16 protein-coding genes are annotated in these 17,596 nt (G+C 61.3%); 13 read left to right on the forward strand and 3 right to left on the reverse strand.

Annotation, left to right across the window (positions count from 1 at the left end; genetic code table 11):
- Positions 1-280 precede the first annotated feature (280 nt).
- A complete protein-coding gene (locus LZ012_RS18900) occupies positions 281-1,393 on the forward strand; it encodes a porin (protein WP_275712520.1) in 1,113 nt (370 codons plus the stop codon).
- A 162-nt stretch (positions 1,394-1,555) separates the two neighbouring features.
- The gene (locus LZ012_RS18905) at positions 1,556-1,942 is read left to right on the forward strand and encodes a DUF302 domain-containing protein (RefSeq protein ID WP_275712521.1); all 387 of its coding nucleotides are present in this window, start codon (positions 1,556-1,558) and stop codon (positions 1,940-1,942) included.
- A gap of 22 nt (positions 1,943-1,964) precedes the next feature.
- On the opposite strand, the gene fnr is transcribed toward LZ012_RS18905, so the two are convergent.
- Complete coding sequence (gene fnr / locus LZ012_RS18910; protein ID WP_420839555.1) at positions 1,965-2,711, reverse strand: fumarate/nitrate reduction transcriptional regulator Fnr; 747 nt, start codon at positions 2,709-2,711, stop codon at positions 1,965-1,967.
- An 85-nt stretch (positions 2,712-2,796) separates the two neighbouring features.
- Between fnr and hemN the strand changes: the two genes are divergently transcribed.
- The 11 genes from hemN (at position 2,797) to LZ012_RS18965 (ending at position 16,622) form a co-directional block, all read left to right on the forward strand.
- The gene (hemN, locus tag LZ012_RS18915) at positions 2,797-4,200 is read left to right on the forward strand and encodes an oxygen-independent coproporphyrinogen III oxidase (RefSeq protein WP_275712524.1); all 1,404 of its coding nucleotides are present in this window, start codon (positions 2,797-2,799) and stop codon (positions 4,198-4,200) included.
- A gap of 57 nt (positions 4,201-4,257) precedes the next feature.
- On the forward strand, positions 4,258-4,929 hold the full coding sequence (locus LZ012_RS18920) for a sulfite exporter TauE/SafE family protein (RefSeq protein WP_275712525.1): 672 nt from the start codon (positions 4,258-4,260) through the stop codon (positions 4,927-4,929).
- Positions 4,930-4,940: 11 nt separating this feature from the next.
- The gene (locus LZ012_RS18925; protein WP_275712526.1) at positions 4,941-5,366 is read left to right on the forward strand and encodes a universal stress protein; all 426 of its coding nucleotides are present in this window, start codon (positions 4,941-4,943) and stop codon (positions 5,364-5,366) included.
- Positions 5,363-7,537 (forward strand): heavy metal translocating P-type ATPase, encoded by a 2,175-nt coding sequence (locus tag LZ012_RS18930; RefSeq protein ID WP_275712528.1) that lies wholly within the window; start codon positions 5,363-5,365, stop codon positions 7,535-7,537. Before LZ012_RS18925 ends, LZ012_RS18930 begins: the two co-directional genes overlap by 4 nt.
- A 96-nt stretch (positions 7,538-7,633) precedes the next feature.
- Positions 7,634-9,310 carry a putative bifunctional diguanylate cyclase/phosphodiesterase gene (locus LZ012_RS18935; protein WP_275712530.1) on the forward strand — a complete coding sequence of 559 codons (1,677 nt, stop codon included), beginning with the start codon at positions 7,634-7,636 and terminating at the stop codon, positions 9,308-9,310.
- Positions 9,311-9,314: 4 nt separating this feature from the next.
- Positions 9,315-9,521: a heavy-metal-associated domain-containing protein gene (locus tag LZ012_RS18940; protein ID WP_275712531.1), complete on the forward strand. Its 207-nt coding sequence runs from the start codon at positions 9,315-9,317 to the stop codon at positions 9,519-9,521.
- A 31-nt stretch (positions 9,522-9,552) separates the two neighbouring features.
- Positions 9,553-10,599: a selenide, water dikinase SelD gene (gene selD / locus LZ012_RS18945; RefSeq protein WP_275712532.1), complete on the forward strand. Its 1,047-nt coding sequence runs from the start codon at positions 9,553-9,555 to the stop codon at positions 10,597-10,599.
- Positions 10,600-10,835: 236 nt separating this feature from the next.
- A complete protein-coding gene (locus LZ012_RS18950; RefSeq protein WP_275712533.1) occupies positions 10,836-12,998 on the forward strand; it encodes a TonB-dependent receptor in 2,163 nt (720 codons plus the stop codon).
- 19 nt (positions 12,999-13,017) lie between these two features.
- On the forward strand, positions 13,018-14,031 hold the full coding sequence (locus tag LZ012_RS18955; protein WP_275712534.1) for a Fe(3+) ABC transporter substrate-binding protein: 1,014 nt from the start codon (positions 13,018-13,020) through the stop codon (positions 14,029-14,031).
- A 13-nt stretch (positions 14,032-14,044) separates the two neighbouring features.
- On the forward strand, positions 14,045-15,187 hold the full coding sequence (locus LZ012_RS18960) for a DUF1513 domain-containing protein (RefSeq protein ID WP_275712535.1): 1,143 nt from the start codon (positions 14,045-14,047) through the stop codon (positions 15,185-15,187).
- A gap of 316 nt (positions 15,188-15,503) precedes the next feature.
- The gene (locus LZ012_RS18965; protein WP_275712537.1) at positions 15,504-16,622 is read left to right on the forward strand and encodes a sugar-transfer associated ATP-grasp domain-containing protein; all 1,119 of its coding nucleotides are present in this window, start codon (positions 15,504-15,506) and stop codon (positions 16,620-16,622) included.
- A 41-nt stretch (positions 16,623-16,663) separates the two neighbouring features.
- Here LZ012_RS18965 and LZ012_RS18970 read toward each other — a convergent pair whose 3' ends face one another.
- Together LZ012_RS18970 and bfr are read right to left on the reverse strand one after the other, a co-directional pair.
- Positions 16,664-16,867 (reverse strand): (2Fe-2S)-binding protein, encoded by a 204-nt coding sequence (locus LZ012_RS18970; RefSeq protein WP_275712538.1) that lies wholly within the window; start codon positions 16,865-16,867, stop codon positions 16,664-16,666.
- A 241-nt stretch (positions 16,868-17,108) separates the two neighbouring features.
- Positions 17,109-17,591 carry a bacterioferritin gene (bfr, locus tag LZ012_RS18975; RefSeq protein WP_275712539.1) on the reverse strand — a complete coding sequence of 161 codons (483 nt, stop codon included), beginning with the start codon at positions 17,589-17,591 and terminating at the stop codon, positions 17,109-17,111.
- Positions 17,592-17,596: the final 5 nt, after the last annotated feature.

The raw sequence follows: 17,596 nt of genomic DNA on the forward strand, positions 1-17,596 counted from the left end.
TCCATGCTCATGTGTTGCGTTTTTGCTCAATAAATCGTCGTTGCTGTCCAATAATGGAGCGAACAATTTGGTGGCGGGCTCCTCGGCGGGTATTGTTAAAACCACGCAAAAGCCCGTCAAACGGTCAATTGGCAAATATTTTGCAGGATTTTTCCGACCTGGCACGAGCTTCGCAAGCAGTAGTGTTCCATGTCATCCTCCGTGATGGCCGAGGGGGATTCGTCCGTGCTGTGTACGGTCGCTAGGGTTTATTCACAAAAGACGTCTAAGGAGAAGTTCAATGCAGAAGAAAGTAATCGCGCTGGCCATTGCCGCCATGACCTCTGGTGCAGCACTTGCCCAGTCCAACGTTACGATTTACGGTACTGTGGATATGGGGTATTTGCATCGCGGCGGTGCCAATGGTGCGGTCCCGACTACCAAGGGGCAGAACGACATTCAGGGCAACTCTGCACAGAGCAGCATCGGCTTCAAGGGCGTTGAAGACCTGGGGAATGGCCTGAAAGCCGTTTTTGACCTGCAATATCGCATCAATGCCGATACCAACACCGGCCTGGCACAAGCTGGCCATCAGTATGTCGGCCTGACCGGCGGTTTCGGTACCGCTGTTGCCGGCTATCTGGACGGCCTGCGTTATGGCATCTACGGCAAATATACCCCGGCTGGTAACTATTCGGTTGGCAACTTCGCTTCGATGACCACCCAGTATGACCGCGCCGCCAACGCGGTCGCCTACATTTCGCCGAGCTTTGCCGGTTTCACCCTGATCCTGGCTCATGCCACCAACACTCAGGTTAACGAAGGCGGCTTCCGCGCGCTCCGTAGCCCGAGCGGTGGCGGCAATGATGGTGACGATCGCCTCTACTCCATCAACCTGGTTTATGCAAACGGCCCGTTGAGCGTCGATCTCGACTATGAAACCACCAAGGCAGTCGGTATTTCTGACAGTCGACTGTATGTTGCTACCGCTGGCGCCTCCTATGACTTCGGTGTGGTCAAGGTTTCTGGTCTGTATGATGTGATCAAGGGTGATCCGAATTCCCTGATTGGTGGCCGCGCCCCGGCAGGTCTTAACTTGGGCGGCACCGCCGGTACGCCGAGCCAGGAATATGACCGCCGCAATTGGCAATTGGGTGTGACCGTGCCGTTTGGTGCGACCAAGGTCCTCGCCAGCTACGGCAAAGTTCAGGACAAGATCCTCTCCGATGCCGATGCCAGCAAGTGGTCTGTTGGTGCTCGTTACGCCCTGTCCAAGCGTACGGAACTGTATGCTGATTACGCTCATATCCACAATGAGCGTAATGCCGCCTATCTGATCAATCCGATGGGTAACAACTCGGGTACCAGCGTTGGTGTTCACGGCGTCGACATTGGTATCAAGCACTCTTTCTAATTGCCTGAGCAGTTAGAAAACTACTGATTGCGATCAAGCATCCGTCAGTTTTTCTTGCGTCAGATGTTTTCCTCGCATCTGTTCAGGGCACCCCTCGGGGTGCCCTTTTTTCGGTTGGTGTGCCTGCTCCTGGCTTGCGGTTCGGTTCGTGCCGAGGGCGAGGTGGTCAAGCAGTTAGTCGATGGCAGCGATTTCCGCTCGGCGCGGGAGGCGCTATACGAGGCCATCGAAGGCGAAGGCCTGGTTGTCGGCAACGCCTTGCCTTTCAGTCAAATGCTGGAGCGGACGGGGCAAGCCAGTCCCTATCAGGAGGCCGAAATTGTTCAGTTCTGCAGTGCCGGCCTAGCGCGTCAGATGGTGGGTGAGGATGCCGGGCAGATTGTCTTCTGTCCGCTGGCCATTGCTTTCTACGTGACGAAGGCGAATCCTTCGGTCGTTGTCATGGCTTATCGCGCCCCGGGCGACGAATCGTCGGCCAAGGTACAGGCCGGCGCGCTGCTCGGCCGGCTGGTCGAGCGGGCGGCAAGGCTGGCCAAATTGCGGTGGTGATCTTGGTGAATCAGGGCGCCGATCAGCGCTGGTGACTCATCAGGGCCTTGAGGCCGTTGACGTTCAAAATCCGGATGTGTTTTTGCTGGACGGCGATGTAGCCTTCTTCCTGGAACTTGGAGAAGGCGCGGGATACCGTTTCCAGCTTGAGGCCGAGATAGCTGCCGATTTCCTCGCGCGTCATGCGCAGGTAGAACTCGGCATGCGAGAAGCCGCGGGCGGTGAAGCGCTGCGACAGGTTGAGCAGGAAGGCGGCCAGCCGCTCTTCGGCGCGCATGGTGCCGAGCAGCATCATCACGCCGTGGTCGCGGACGATCTCGCGGCTCATGACTTTGTGGAAGTGGTGCTGCAGGGTGTGGATTTCCCGCGACAGGCCTTCCAGGCGGGAGAACGGAATAGCGCAGATCTCGCTGTCTTCCAGGGCGATGGCATTGCAGGTATGGTGTTCGGTGCTGATGCCGTCGAGGCCGAGCAACTCGCCGGCCATCTGGAATCCGGTCACCTGGTCGCGGCCGTCTTCGAGCAGCACGTCGGTCTTGAAGAAGCCGCTGCGGATGGCGTAGATGGCATCGAAAGCTTCGCCGGCACGGTACAGGTGGTCACCGCGCTTGATGCGACGGCGGGTCGACACCAGATCGTCCAGCCGCTCAAGCTCTTCGATGCTCAGCCCGAAAGGCAGGCATAGCTCGCGCAGGTTACAATTGGAACAAGCCGTCTTAATGACGGTCAGAGAAATTTCCTGGTTCAACGGTTGTGTCCGGGGTGCCATGGGGAACCTGAGTTCGCTTGATCCAAGTCAACCAACAAATCATGCTCCTTGAACATAATCGAAGCAACAATACGTGGCCTGTCTAATGAATTTCGCAACTGAAAACCTCGTCTTCGATCCGCAGATCATTCGCCGTTTTGACGTCAACGGCCCCCGCTACACGTCCTATCCGACTGCCGACCGCTTCGTCGAGGCTTTCGACTCGGAGGCCGCCAAGCTGTGGCTGGGCAAACGCAACATCGGCGGAATCAGCCGACCGCTCTCATTATACTTCCACATCCCCTTCTGCAACACTATCTGCTATTACTGCGCCTGCAACAAGATCATCACCAAGGATCATGGTCGCAGCGCCAAGTATCTGAAGTACCTGGCCAAGGAACTGGACATGCAGGCTGCAGCGCTCGAGGGGCGTGATGGCGAGCATGAGGTGATCCAGCTGCACTGGGGCGGTGGTACGCCGACCTTCCTGTCGCATTCCGAAATGCGGCAGCTGATGGGTGAAACCCGCAAGCATTTCAAGCTGCTCGAAGGCGGTGAATATTCCATCGAAGTCGACCCGCGCAAGGTCGATTACGAAACCGTCGCGTTGCTCGGCGAACTCGGGTTCAACCGGATGAGCGTCGGCGTCCAGGATTTCGACGAGAAGGTCCAGGTTGCCGTCAATCGCGTGCAGAGCGAGGAAGAAACCGCGCTGGTCATCAACGCGGCGCGCGCCAACGGCTTCAAGTCGGTATCCGTCGACCTGATCTACGGTCTGCCGCACCAGACGGTGATGGGCTTCAACCGCACCCTCGAACGCGTGCTGGCCATGGATCCGGATCGTCTGTCGATCTACAACTACGCGCACATGCCGAGCCTGTTCAAACCGCAGCGCCGGATCAACGATACCGACCTGCCGTCGGCCGATGCCAAGATGCAGATTCTCGCCCTGGCCATCAAGAAGTTGACTGAAGCAGGTTACGTCTATATCGGCATGGATCACTTCGCCAAACCGGACGACGAACTGGCCATCGCTCAGCGTCAGGGCCGCCTGCACCGCAATTTCCAGGGCTACTCGACCTATGCCGACTGCGACATGCTGTCCTTCGGTATTTCGTCGATCAGCAAGGTCGGGCCGAGCTACTACCAGAACGTCAAGACCGCCGACGAATACTACGACCGCATCGACGCCGGCGTCCTGCCGGTGTTCCGCGGCATCGAACTGACCGCCGACGACATCCTGCGCCGTTCGATCATCCAGGCCCTGATGTGCCATTTCGAGCTGTCCATCGAGAGCATCGAAAGCGCCCACCTGATCGACTTCCGCAAGTATTTTGCAGCCGAACTGGAAGACATGAAGGAAATGGAGCGCGCCGGCCTGCTCAAGGTCGAACGCGAGTGGATCACCGTGTTGCCCCCGGGGCGCATGCTGGTTCGCGTCATCTCCATGGCCTTCGACCGCTACCTGCGCGAGGGGCGGCAGCGGGCCAGCTATTCCAAGGTGATCTGATCGCCTGACGCGGTTAAAACGGGCAGGTTAAACTGCCCGTTTTGCATTTGACCTCTGATGCCTGATACCGGTTTTCTTGCCCTGTTCCTCGTCGGCCTGCTCGGCGGCACGCACTGCGTCGGCATGTGCGGCGGCATCGTCGGCGCCATGTCGATGGGCGGTCGGGCGGGCTGGGGCATGCACCTCGCCTACAACTGCGGACGCATCCTGTCCTATACGGCAGCTGGCGCGATTGCCGGCGCGCTTGGCGCGGCCAGCCTGGGGCTGGAGGGCCAGGTGCCGGCCCGCATGGTGCTCTATTTCATGGCCAACCTGATGCTGGTCGCCCTTGGCCTCTACCTGCTCGGCGTTACCCGCGCGCTGGCCTTCACCGAACGCGCCGGGCAAAGTCTGTGGCGCCACCTGCAGCCGCTGACCCGGCGTTTCCTGCCGGTACGCAGCATCGGCCAGGCGTTTCCGCTGGGCCTGCTGTGGGGCTGGCTGCCCTGTGGCTTGGTCTATAGCGCCCTCGCCACCGCTCTGGCCGCTGGTTCGGCCGGGCGCGGGGCGGCGACGATGCTGGCTTTCGGACTGGGCACCCTGCCCAACCTGCTGCTCGCCGGGCTGCTTCTGGCCCGCTTGAACGAATTCGTCCGTCATCCGGTCGTACGTACCCTCTCCGGGCTGTTGGTGCTAGGCTTCGGGGTATACGGATTCTTCGGCCTGATGCGTCTGTCGGGCCGGTTTTAGGACAACTGATCATGAAAATCTTGTTGCCGGCAGACGGCTCGCCTTGCTCGTTGCGCGCCGTCGACCAGTTGATCGCCCACGCCGCCAGCCTGCGCGACGTGCCAGAAATCCACGTGCTGAACGTCCATCTGCCGATTCCCATCGGCCGTGTCCAGGCGCATGTCGGCAAGGACACGCTGCTCGCCTACTATCTGGAAGAAGGGCGGGAACATTTGCTGGCCGCCCAGGAAAAACTCGATAAGGCGGGGCTGGTTCACACCCCGCACATCCATGTCGGCCAGCCGGCCGAGGTAATCTGCAAGATGGCCGGTGAACTCGGGTGCGACCTGATCGTCATGGGCACTCACGGCCGTAGCCCGGTCGCCGGGCTGGTCATGGGCTCAGTGGCGACGCGCGTGCTGCATCAGGCGCCGTGCCCGGTGTTGCTGGTCAAATGACAGGCGGCGACCAGGGCCGGGTCGTCGAATTTTCCATCGGCGGCATGACCTGTGCCGCCTGCTCGACCAGGCTCGAGAAAGTATTGAATCGCCAGGCCGGCATGCAGGCCAATGTCAATTTGGCGGCCGAACGAGCCCGGATCCGGCTGTCCGGCGCGGCCGACGAAGCCGCGGTGATGGCAGCGGTGGCCAAGGCCGGATTCGTCGCCGAACTGGTCGATGGCCAGACTCGCGAGCGGGAAAAGGCCGAAAAGCTGCGTATCTATCAGCGCGAAATCCGGCGCTTCTGGATTGCAGTGCTGCTCACCTTGCCGCTGGTCGGGCAGATGTTGTTCATGCTCGGCGAACATGGCCATCAAAACGAATTGCCGCGCTGGCTGCAACTGGCACTCGCCACCCCGGTGCAGTTCTGGATCGGCTGGCGCTTCTATGACGGCGCCTACAAGGCCTTGCGCGGTGGCGGGGCAAACATGGATGTGCTGGTCGCCCTGGGCACCAGCATGGCCTGGGGACTTTCGGCGGTGGTCACGGTCTTCGCGTTGCCGCAGCATGTGTATTTCGAGGGTGGGGCGGCGGTCATCACGCTGGTCCTGCTCGGCAAACTGCTGGAGGCGCGGGCCAAGGCACGCACCTCGGAAGCCATCGAATCGCTGATCCGCTTGCAGCCGAAGACGGCACGGGTCGAGCGCGATGGGCAGTGGGTCGACATGGCCGTCGACGGCCTGATGCCGGGTGACGTCTTCCTGGTTCGTCCGGGCGAAAGCGTGCCGGTGGATGGCGAAGTGGTCGATGGCGAATCGAGCCTCAACGAAGCGATGCTGACCGGCGAAAGTATGCCGGTCGCCAAACGGGCCGGCGACAAGGTCTTCGCGGCCACGGCCAACGGACAGGGAGCGTTGCGCTGCATGGCGACCGGGGTCGGCGAGCATACCCTGCTCGCCGGCATTATCCGCCTGGTCGGCGAGGCGCAAGGCTCCAAGGCGCCAGTCCAGCGGCTGGCTGATCACATCTCGGGGATTTTCGTGCCGGTGGTCTGTGCCATTGCGCTGCTCACGTTTGTTGGCTGGTGGGCGGTTTCGGGCGAATTTGCCGAGGCGCTGATCAATGCGGTGGCGGTGCTGGTCATTGCCTGTCCGTGTGCGCTGGGCCTGGCGACGCCGACGGCGATCATGGTCGGCACCGGGCAGGGCGCTCGGGCCGGTATCCTGGTCAAGAATGCCGGGGCGCTGGAGCGGGCCGAAAAACTCGCGGTGCTGGCCCTGGACAAGACCGGGACCCTGACCTGCGGACAGCCGCAGCTGACCGATAGCGATCCGCGGAGGGTGACGGCCGGTGAGTCGCTTCGCCTGGCCGCCGCTCTTGAGCACAACTCCGAACATCCGCTCGCCCGGGCCATTGTCGCTGCTTACGGCGATGGTGCGATTGCGGCGGTGAGCGGATTCCAGGCGACAGCCGGCATGGGTGTCGCCGGTGTGGTCGACGGACGCAGCCTGCGCCTGGGTTCGCCCGCGTGGTCCGGCCTGCAGGACGACACCGTGGTCCGCCGCTGGCAGCAAGAGGGCAAGACCGTGCTCTGCCTGCGTGAAGGCGAGACGGCGCTGGCCGTCTTCGCCGTGGCCGATGCCTTGCGGCCGACTTCGCGCGCCGCCGTGGCGCGCTTGCGCGAACGGGGCATCCGGGTCGTCATGCTGACCGGCGACAACGCGGCGACGGCCGCCGCCATCGCTGCGCAGGCCGGCATCGAGGAATTCCGGGCCGGCATCCTGCCGGGTGACAAGGCGGCAGTAGTGACGGAACTGAAGGCCGGCGGCCAGCTGGTGGGCATGGTCGGCGACGGCATCAATGATGCCCCGGCCCTGGCGGCCGCTGATGTCAGCTTCGCCATCGGTGCCGGCTCCGACGCGGCGATCGAGGCGGCCGATCTCACCCTGATCCGCAGCGACCTGCTCGGGGTGGGCGATGCCATCGATCTGTCGGCCGCGACATTAGGGAAGATACGGCAAAATCTTTTTTTTGCTTTCATTTACAATGTGCTCGGCATTCCGCTGGCGGCCTTGGGTTTGCTCAATCCGGTCATTGCCGGGGCAGCCATGGCGATGAGCTCGGTCTCGGTCGTCTCGAATTCACTTATGCTTAAGCGTTGGCGGCCTAGGGGGCGAATATCCCGGTGATTCACCGGGGTTCGATGGCCGAAAAAAATTGACCGAAAACGAGGGGGGAAATTGGTTGCCGGCAGGGAAGGGTGCGCACCGAATAATGCGGTGGCGATGAGCGATCAGGAGAGCATGTTCCGGGATGCGATGGCAGCCGCGCAGGTTGGCATCTTCGTGTTGCAGGACCAGCGCTTCAAGTTCGTCAATCCGTTTCTGGCCCGGTTGCTCGGTTACTCGGAAGGCGAGCTGGTCGGCTGCATGGGGCCGGTCGATGTCGTCGCTCCGGAATGCCGCACCCTGGTCATCGAACAAATGGCGATGCGTGCGGCAGGCGCTGCCGGTCACGCCTATGAGCTGGTGGTCGTGCGCAAGGACGGTTCGACCTTTCCGGCCACTGTGCTGGGTTCGCCGGCCATCGTTGAGGGGCGTCCGGCATCGGTCGGCACCCTGTTCGATATCACGGCGCAAAAGGCCGCCGAACAGCGTATCCGCGAACTGGCCGACTACGATGTCCTGACCGGCTTGCCCAATCGCCGCCTGCTGCGTGAACGCTTCGTCCAGATGCTGGCTGCCGCCGAGCGGGAAGGCTCCGAGCTCGCCGTCATTTTTCTTGACCTCGACCATTTCAAGCGGGTCAACGATTCCCTCGGCCATAGCGTCGGCGACGAGTTGTTGTGCGAAGTCGCCCGCCGCCTGGGCAGCGTGGTGCGCCGCGTCGATACGCTGGCCCGCCTGGGGGGCGACGAATTCATCTTCGCCATGCCCGGTTTCCATACCGCGGCGGCGGCCGATATCGCCCGCCGCTTGCTCGACGTGTTCGCCCGTCCTTTCGAGGTGGGCGGGCACGAACTGACCGTCACACCGTCGCTTGGCATCAGCGTCTACCCGCACGACGGGGATGACCTGGAAACCCTGCTGCGCAATGCCGATACGGCGATGTACCAGGCCAAGGAAATCGGCCGCAATGCCTTCCAGTTCTATTCAAGCGAAATGAATTCCAAGTCGCTCGATCGCTTGCTGATGGAAAGCAATCTGCGCCGGGCGCTGGTCCAGAACGAATTCATCCTGCACTATCAGCCGCTGGTCAATCTGGAAACCGGCCTGATCATCGGCGTCGAGGCCCTGATCCGCTGGCTGCATCCGGAACTTGGCGTCATCATGCCGGACCGTTTCATCCATGTCGCCGAGGAAACCGGGCTGATCAATCCAATCGGCGACTGGGTGCTGTGCGAAGCCTGTCGCCAGGCGCAGGCGTGGTGCGACGAGGGCCTGCCGCCGGTCTTCATGGCGGTCAACGTGGCGCCGGTGCAGTTCCGACAGTCCGGCTTCATCGAGGTCGTGGCCGGCGCCCTAGCCACCTCCGGCCTGGAACCGGGGCGCCTCGAACTGGAACTGACCGAACGCACCGTCATGCATGATGCCGACATCAATATGGGCACGCTGTCGGCCCTGCATCGCATGGGGGTTGAGTTGTCGCTCGACGACTTCGGCACCGGCTATTCGTCGCTCGCCTACCTGAAGCGTTTTCCGGTCGGCAAGCTGAAGATCGATCGCTCCTTCGTCAATGACCTGGAAACCGATCCTGACGACTGGGCGATTGCCTCGACCATCGTCAGCATGGGGCGCAGCCTGCGCATGACGGTTCTCGCCGAAGGGGTGGAAAAGCCCGAACAGCTGACGTTATTGCGTAAAATGGGCTGTGATATGGCGCAGGGCTATCTGTTCAGCCGCCCGGTGTCGGCCGAAGGCATGGCCGACATGCTGCGCCGCCAACCCTTCGTCAGCAGGTGAGACCATGGAAAACACCATCATCAAAGTCGGCGGCATGAGCTGCCAGGGCTGCGTCAGCAACGTCAACGGCGTGCTCGGCGCGCTGCCGGGCGTAGCTTCGAGCGAGGTCTCGCTGGAAGCGGGGGAGGCCAAGGTGGCTTTCGACCCGCAACTGGTCAGCCGCGCCGCCCTGCTCGCCGCCATCGAAGACGCCGGTTTCGACGCCGAATAAACAACAAAAACGCTTTACTGAGAGAACAGCCGTGCCGGAACAAACCGTCCGCTTGACCCAGCTTTCCCATGGTGGTGGCTGCGGTTGCAAGATCGCGCCCGCCGTATTGCAGAAAATCCTGGCCGGCACGACGCCGGGCATCATCCCGCCGCAACTGCTGGTCGGCACCGAAACCAGTGACGACGCGGCGGTGTACCAGATCAATGCGCAGCAGGCCATTGTCGCGACGACCGACTTCTTCATGCCCATCGTCGACGATCCGCACGACTTCGGGCGCATCGCGGCGACCAATGCCATTTCCGACGTCTATGCCATGGGCGGCACGCCGCTGTTCGCGCTGGCCCTGGTCGGCATGCCGGTCAATGTGCTGCCGGTGGAAACCATCGGCAAGATATTGCAGGGCGGCGAGGATGTCTGCCGGGCGGCGGGCATTCCGATTGCCGGCGGGCACACCATCGACTCGGTCGAGCCGATCTACGGCCTGGTGGCCATCGGCGTGGTCAATCCGGCGCACCTGAAGCGCAATTCCGGAGCCCGGGCGGGCGACAAGCTGATCCTCGGCAAGCCGCTCGGCGTCGGCGTCTACAGCGCCGCGCTGAAGAAGGATCAGTTGCACGCCAGCGACTACGACGCGATGGTGGCCACGACCACCCAGCTCAATACGCCGGGGCCGGTCTTGGCCTGTCTCGATGGCGTGCATGCCGTGACCGATGTCACCGGCTTCGGCCTGGCCGGGCATCTGCTCGAAGTGTGCAAGGGCAGCGGCCTGCGCGCTCGAGTCAATTACGCCGACCTGCCGTTGCTGTCACGGGCTCGCGAGTTTGTCGGTGCCGGCTTGATGACCGGCGCCTCCGGCCGAAACTGGGCGAGCTATGGCGACAAGGTGTCGATGGCGGCCAGGCTGGATGACGCGGTACGCACGCTGCTGACCGACCCGCAGACCTCGGGCGGCCTGCTGGTCTCCTGCACGCCGGATACGGTGACCGAAGTGCTGTCACTCTTCCTGCAGCACGGTTTTTCGCACGTCTCCGTGATCGGCGAGATGGCCGACGGCGAACCCGGCATCGACGTCGTCTAATCCTCTGCGGCAAATAAACAACACTCAGCCTGTGCCTCGCGTACAGGTTGTGTAACCGGTTGTTTCGAGTTTGTAAATGCGATATATTCGCATTATCGTTTGCGACAAATCGGAATGCCCTGAAGGAGCGATCAGTTCCTTTGCCGTTCCGGCTTGTGTTCAGACGAACTCAATGTTCGGCAAGCCAGCCTTCATGCCAGCCAGCCATCCCCCGACTGACTCGAGAAGGTTTGCCTGTGAAAAATCAAAAAGAACCGGGCCGGATTGCCCACTCTCCGCGCGTGTTTTCCAACGTGCGTTATGCCGAACAACCCACCGCACGGCGCTTGCCCGTTGCTGCCGCCGTCGTTGCCGCCTTGCTCGGCATCGGCAATGCCGCGCTGGCTGAAGAAGACAAGACCCTGTCCGCGGTGACGGTCACCGCGACGCAGGATCAGCCGGATGGTCACCGTGCCACCAAGACCCGCGTTGGCAAGGTGGTGCAGGATCCGCACGATGTGCCGCAGGCCATCACCACGGTGACCCGGGCGCTGATCGAGGAACAGGAAGCCAACTCCCTGCGCGAGGCACTGCGCAACGTCTCCGGCCTCAGCTTCAACGCCGCCGAGGGCGGCCGTTCCGGCGACAACATGAACCTGCGCGGTTTCTACACCTTCGGCGACATGTACCTCGACGGCATTCGCGATACCGCCCAGTACAACCGCGAACTGTTCAACCTCGAGCAGGTCGATGTGCTGCGCGGTGCGGCGGCCATGCTGTTCGGCCGCGGCCAGGCCGGCGGGGTGATCAACCAGGTCAGCAAGACGCCGATGCTGTATGGCATCAACAAGGCCGGCTTCGGTGTCGGCACCCATGGTTTCCAGGAAATCCGGGCTGACCTCAATCAGCGCATCGGCGATACGACCGCCTTCCGCATCAACCTGATGAACCGCGATGAGGGCAGTGCGCGGTCGAACCCATACACCGGCGCCGAGCCGGAAATTCACCGCATGGGCTTCGCGCCCAGCATCGCCTTTGGCCTGGGTACAAATCATGAAGTCACGCTCAGCCATTATTGGCTCAAGACACAAGACAAGGCCGACTATGGTGTGCCTTTCTCCGGCAAGCGACCGGACGAAAATGCCGCCAAGTCGGGCTATTACTGGGGTACCGACAGCAATTTCGACGACAGCGAAACGAATGTCTCAACCTTCAATTATCTGTACAAAATTTCGCCGGATACCCAGTGGCGCACCGTGCTGCGCGCGGCCAACTACAAGCGGGCTTACTGGGCGGTGGCGCCGCAGGGCGCACTGACCGCGGCAAGCCTGGCCAGCCTGGCCAAGACCCGCCAGTTCGAAACCCAGAACTATGTGCTGCAAAGCGACCTGAATACAGCCTTTACGCTGTTCGGCATGAAGAACGAGTTGATCACCGGCGTCGAATACCTCAACGAAGACTCGATCCGCTGGGCGCTACGCAACCTCGGTACCGCCACCAATCCGCTGTACAAGCCGGGGCAGTTTACGACAGCGGCGCCGGCCACCTACAAGGGCGAAACCTACAGCGCCTACGTGCAGGATACCGTCGAGTTCGTGCCGGACTGGAAGCTGACCCTCGGCGTCCGCCGCGACATCATGCAGTCCGAATACTTCACGACGACAGCCTTCAGCGGCAACTTCGGCGAGAACAGCTACCGCGCCGGCCTGTCCTGGCAACCGACGGCGGCACAGCATTACTACGCCGGGTGGAGCGATTCGTTCAGCCCGACGGCAGATCTGTACCAGTTGTCCGGCAACCAGTTCCCGGCCGAGCGCTCCAAGGTTATCGAAGTCGGCAGCAAGTGGCTGCTGGCGGACGGCAACCTGTCGCTGCGCACGTCGCTGTACCGCGCCGTCAAGGATTGGGAGCGCAATACCGACCTCGAATCGACGGCGACCATCCTGACTCGCAAGCGCCAGTCCGACGGTGTCGAACTCGAAGCGGCCGGCCGGATTACCGACAACTGGGAGGTTTTCAGCGGCCTGTCCTACATCCACGCCGAAATCCTTGAGGTAGCGCCGAACAATGGCAACCCCAACTTCATCGGCCAGATGCCGCGCAACACGCCGAAGAAGACCTTCAACCTGTGGACGACCTACCAATTGCCGTACGGCTTCAAGGTCGGTGGCGGCATGGAGTACAAGAGCCGGCGCTACGGCGGCGCACCGACCGGCACGGCGGCTTTCAACCCAAACTGGGTAGATTCCTACGTGCGCTGGGATGCCATGGTCGCGTACGACCAGCCGAAATACACGGTCAAGTTCAACGTCCAGAATATTTTCGACAAGGTGTACTACGATGCCCTGTATGACAACGGTGGCTTTACCGTGCCCGGTCAGGCCCGCCGTTTCATCCTGAGTACCGAGTACAAATTCTGATCACAACGGAGTCACAGTCATGAAAAAGCAATTGGCCCTGGTCGCGCTGGCAGTGCTGGCGAGTTTCGCAACGCAGGCGCAGGAGAAAGTCCTCAACCTGTATTCCGCCCGTCATTACCAGACGGACGAGCGGCTCTACGACAACTTCACCAAGCAGACCGGTATCAAGATCAACCGCATCGACGGCAAGGAAGACGAGTTAATGGAGCGCATCCGCAACGAAGGCGCCAACAGCCCGGCCGATGTGTTCATCACGGTCGATGCTGCACGCCTGGCCAATGCGGACGCCCTGGGACTCTTTGCGCCGGTCAAGTCGAAGCTCTTGGAGAGCCGCATTCCGGCTCACCTGCATACCGATACCTGGTTCGCCTTCTCGACCCGCGCCCGCGTCATTATCTACAACCGCAGCGCGGTGAAGGCCGAGGATGTCGCCACCTACGAGTCGCTGGCCGATCCGAAGTTGAAGGGCAAGCTGTGCAGCCGCTCGGGTTCGCATCCGTACAACCTGTCGCTGGTCGCCTCGTTGATCGCGCATGACGGCGAAGCCAAGACCGAGGAATGGGCCAAGGGTGTGGTCGCCAACTTCGCCCGCGCCCCGAAGGGCGGCGATACCGACCAAATCAAGTCGGTCGCCCTCGGCGAGTGCGGCGTGGCGGTATCGAATACCTACTACCTGGCCCGCATGATCCGTTCCGACAAGGTTGACGAGCGGCGGATGATGGAGCGCGTCGGCATCGTCTGGCCCAACCAGGCGAACCACGGCACGCATATCAACATTTCCGGCGCCGGCGTGGTCAAGACCTCGAAGAACGTCGATGCCGCAGTCAAATTCCTCGAATACCTGGCCAGCGACGACGCGCAGCGCTATTTTGCCGATGGCAACAACGAGTGGCCGGTGGTGGCTGGCGTCGTGACCGGCAATCCGGCCCTGGAGGCGATGGGCAAGTTCAAGGCCGATACCCTGCCTATCGGCGCCCTGGCCAAGAACGTCGTGGCGGCGCAAAAGCTGCTCGACCGTGCCGGTTACCGCTGATCGGAGCCTGCTGATGAGCCACCCCATGCAACGCCGGGATTTCCTCAAGCTGGCCGGCGCCTGCGGCCTGCTCGCCCAGGGCGGAATGGTCCTCGCCGCCGGCGACAAGGAGCCGCAGCGCGCCTTGGTGGCAGCGGCCTGGCGCGGCCCGAATCCGACCGATACCTACCACGCCGGGGTGCTGGTTGCCGACTGGGGCCGCAAAAAGCTGGACATCTTTCATTCGGTCCCCTTGCCAACCCGTCCGCATGGTCTGCTGCCCGAACCCGATGGCAGTCTGTTGGTAGCCGGCGTCCGGCCCGGCACCTGGCTGATGCGCATCGACGCGGAAGGCAAGGTCGTCCGCCAGATAGATATCGAAGCTTCGGCCAATGTCCTGCTCAATGGCCACGCCATTCTCGGCAAGGCCGGTGACGTGGTGTTCACCACCGAAACCGATTTCGCCTCCGGGCGCGGCAAGATCGGTGTGCGCGACCGGGTGACGCTCGCCAAGCTGGATGAGTGGGATAGCGGCGGACTGGAGCCGCACCAGGTACTGCTCGATGCCGACGGGCATCTGGTGGTGGCCAACGGCGGCATTCCGCGCAACCGTGCCGACAAGAAATACGACCTGCAGCGCATGGATTCCTCCCTTGTTCGCCTCGATGCGAAGACTGGCAAGCTGTTACGCCAATGGAAGCTGGCCGACACTCGCCTCAGTCTGCGCCACATCGCGTGGAGCACGGCACCGGATGGTGAGCGTCGCCTGGGAGTCGCCATGCAGGCCGAGCACGGCGAGGCGGCGCAGCGCAGCCAGGCGCCGTTGCTCGCCGTTCTGGAAGGCGACGAGTTGGTCGTGCCGACGCGGGCCAACGACGGTTTCGGCTATGGCGGCGATCTGGCCGCCGCCTACAACGGCGGTTTCGTGGTCTCCAGCAACCAGGCCGGTCTCGCCCAACTGTGGCACCCCGGTGCCCCGGACAAGCTGACGCCGGTCGTCGAACTGCAGGAAGCCTATGCCATGGCCGAATGGAACGGCCCCAAGCCGGGCGGCGGAGTCCTCGTGTCGACCGCGCTCGGACTCGTCCGCTGGCATCCCATCGCCAAACCGGTTTTCCTGGCCTGGCCGAAGCCGATGGCGCTGGACAACCATTGGGCCTTGATTAGCGAGGCTTGAGCGGTATTCGTGCAGCGAAGCTCGATGATCAATCGGCTTGTGATCGTCAGCTGCCCGGCTGACGATCACTCGACGGTTTGCCGCTGAAACAGGCATGATTTCCTGGGGAATGGCGCTTACTGGAAGCATCTGGGCGCCGTGTCGGATATTTCTTACGCATAGTGTGAATTATTGCCATCGCTTGCTTTTTTCCGAGCTTTACCATGATGGATGTAAATTTCGGTAAATATTCGTCCCAGGCGTAATCGTTGAGGTGCCTGATGACGCTTTGAAAAGGCGGAACGTGGCACATCGACAAAAGTCGCGGCTTGGGGTGTTGGGCAAGTTTCTGAAAGATGCCAGGGAAGCCAGAAAAAGCGAAGGCGTGCCGATATCCAGAATGCTCGTCGAAGCATTCATGCTGCGCTCGCCGCCCAGTTACCTTGGTCTTAGCGAATATTTCGATTATCGCCTTTTTGAAAAACGGCTGAGTTGGCAGGACAAGCGTCGATTTGTCGGATGGCGTGGTGAGGATGCGCTCGATAGATGCAATCACCATTCGTGTCACGTCTATGCTGACGACAAGCGGATTTTGGCCTCTTTGCTGGAAGATGCAGCATTGCCGCACCCACTTCTTGCTGCGGTCTATCTGAACAGCACACCGTCCAATCTGACTGCCACCAGATTGGACTCGCCAGATGAATTGGTGACTTGGTTGCGCGTGCGTGCAGAGTTTCCGCTGTTTGCCAAGCCGGTACATGCCGGTTTTGGGAGAGGGGCCTACTTGTTGCAAGGTCTCGACACGACAAAGCGAAAGCTGGTACTGGGGCAGACGGGGGAAGAAGTTTCAATCGAAGACTGGGTTTCGGGGCTGAGCAATCCAGCCGGGAAGGGCTATCTCTTTCAGGCCGCACTAAAACCTCACCACAGGCTGGCTGATTTGCAGTGCGGGCGGCTATCCGGCCTGCGTATCATGACGCTTCAGTCGCCGGAAGGCGAACCGTCCATTTACCGGGCGATTTGGAAGGTCCCGCGGCAGTTCAATATCATCGACAACTTTGAATCAGGTACCCTGGGCAACCTGTTGGCAGCGGTGGATATCGACGACGGACGTGTCCTTCGGGTCATTCAGGGATACGGCCTTTCCCTGAAAAGTCTCGTATGCCACCCCGATTCGGGTATTTCATTCAGCAACCTTATTCTTCCGGACTGGTGTGAGGTGAAGGATACGGTCCTGAAGGCGGCCAGGCTGCTCCCCCAGTTCGGATTTCAACATTGGGATGTAGCGTTGACCGATCAAGGACCGGTGCTGATTGAAATCAACCTGTTCAGTGCGGGGGGTACTGAGTTGAGCCAACTCGTCGAGGGGCGCGGCTTGTTGGAACCCAGACTGCTGGCTTACAACCAACAATCCGGGTTGCCGGGCATTTCATTCAAAAAATACAAACCCTGCTAGAACCTATCCATCTTCCGGAAGGCAGAGGGTCTTGGCAGTAATCATGCGGCCCGGCGCAAGGCCTTTCCCGGCTTGACGGTGTCGCCATGCACTTCGCGCAGGCATTCGTGCGCGCAGGAGGCGCAGCGGCCGCAATCGCGGGTGACGCCGAGGTCGCGGCGCAAATCTTTCAGCGTGCGGGCACCGCCCTGCGCGGCTTCGCGAATTTGCCGGTCGGTGACAGCCTTGCAGACGCAGACGTACATGAAGAATCTCCGCTAACCAAAGATAATGAGAACTGTTCTTATTGTAGATAAATGCGAATCAATGTCAATAACTCTTGGCAAGATTTATCGTCGATTGTGGATTTATTACCACACTGCCCGAACGCAGCTGCGTCGCTCATTGTCGGAGGGCGGAAGTCACAGTGCCTCCCGTGATCGCAGGCTGACAGGCGAAAAAAAGCCGCAAACGAAGTTGCGGCTTGGTTGTGAGCAGGTGGCAGACTCAGTCGCTACCCGGCTCCATGTGCGACTGCAGGTAATTCGGTAGGGTGACGTCCTCGATCAAGCTCTGCTGGGTTTCCAGCCAGTCGATGGCACCTTCGCAGTGTTCGAGCAGGTCTTCCAGCAGGTCGCGGCTGACGTAGTCCTGCAGCGTTTCGCACAGCGCGATGGAATCGATCAGCAGCGGACGCTGGATGTCCTTCTCGTACTTCAGGTCGCCCTGCAGGCATTCGACGACGTTCTCGCCGATCAGCAGCTTGCCGAGGTTCTGCAGGTTGGGCAGGCCTTCGAGGAAGAGGATGCGCTCGATCAGTTCGTCGGCTTCCTTCATGACGCGGATCGACTGCTTGTACTGGTAGTCGTTGAGCTTTTCCAGGCCCCAGTTGCGGAACATCCGGGCATGCAGGAAATACTGGTTGATCGAGGTCAGCTCGTTCTTGAGCACCTTGTTCAGGGCTTCGATGACTTTCTTGTCGCCTTTCATTGTCC

The sequence above is a fragment of the Dechloromonas hankyongensis genome, assembly GCF_022012295.1.
GTDB lineage: Bacteria > Pseudomonadota > Gammaproteobacteria > Burkholderiales > Rhodocyclaceae > Azonexus > Azonexus hankyongensis.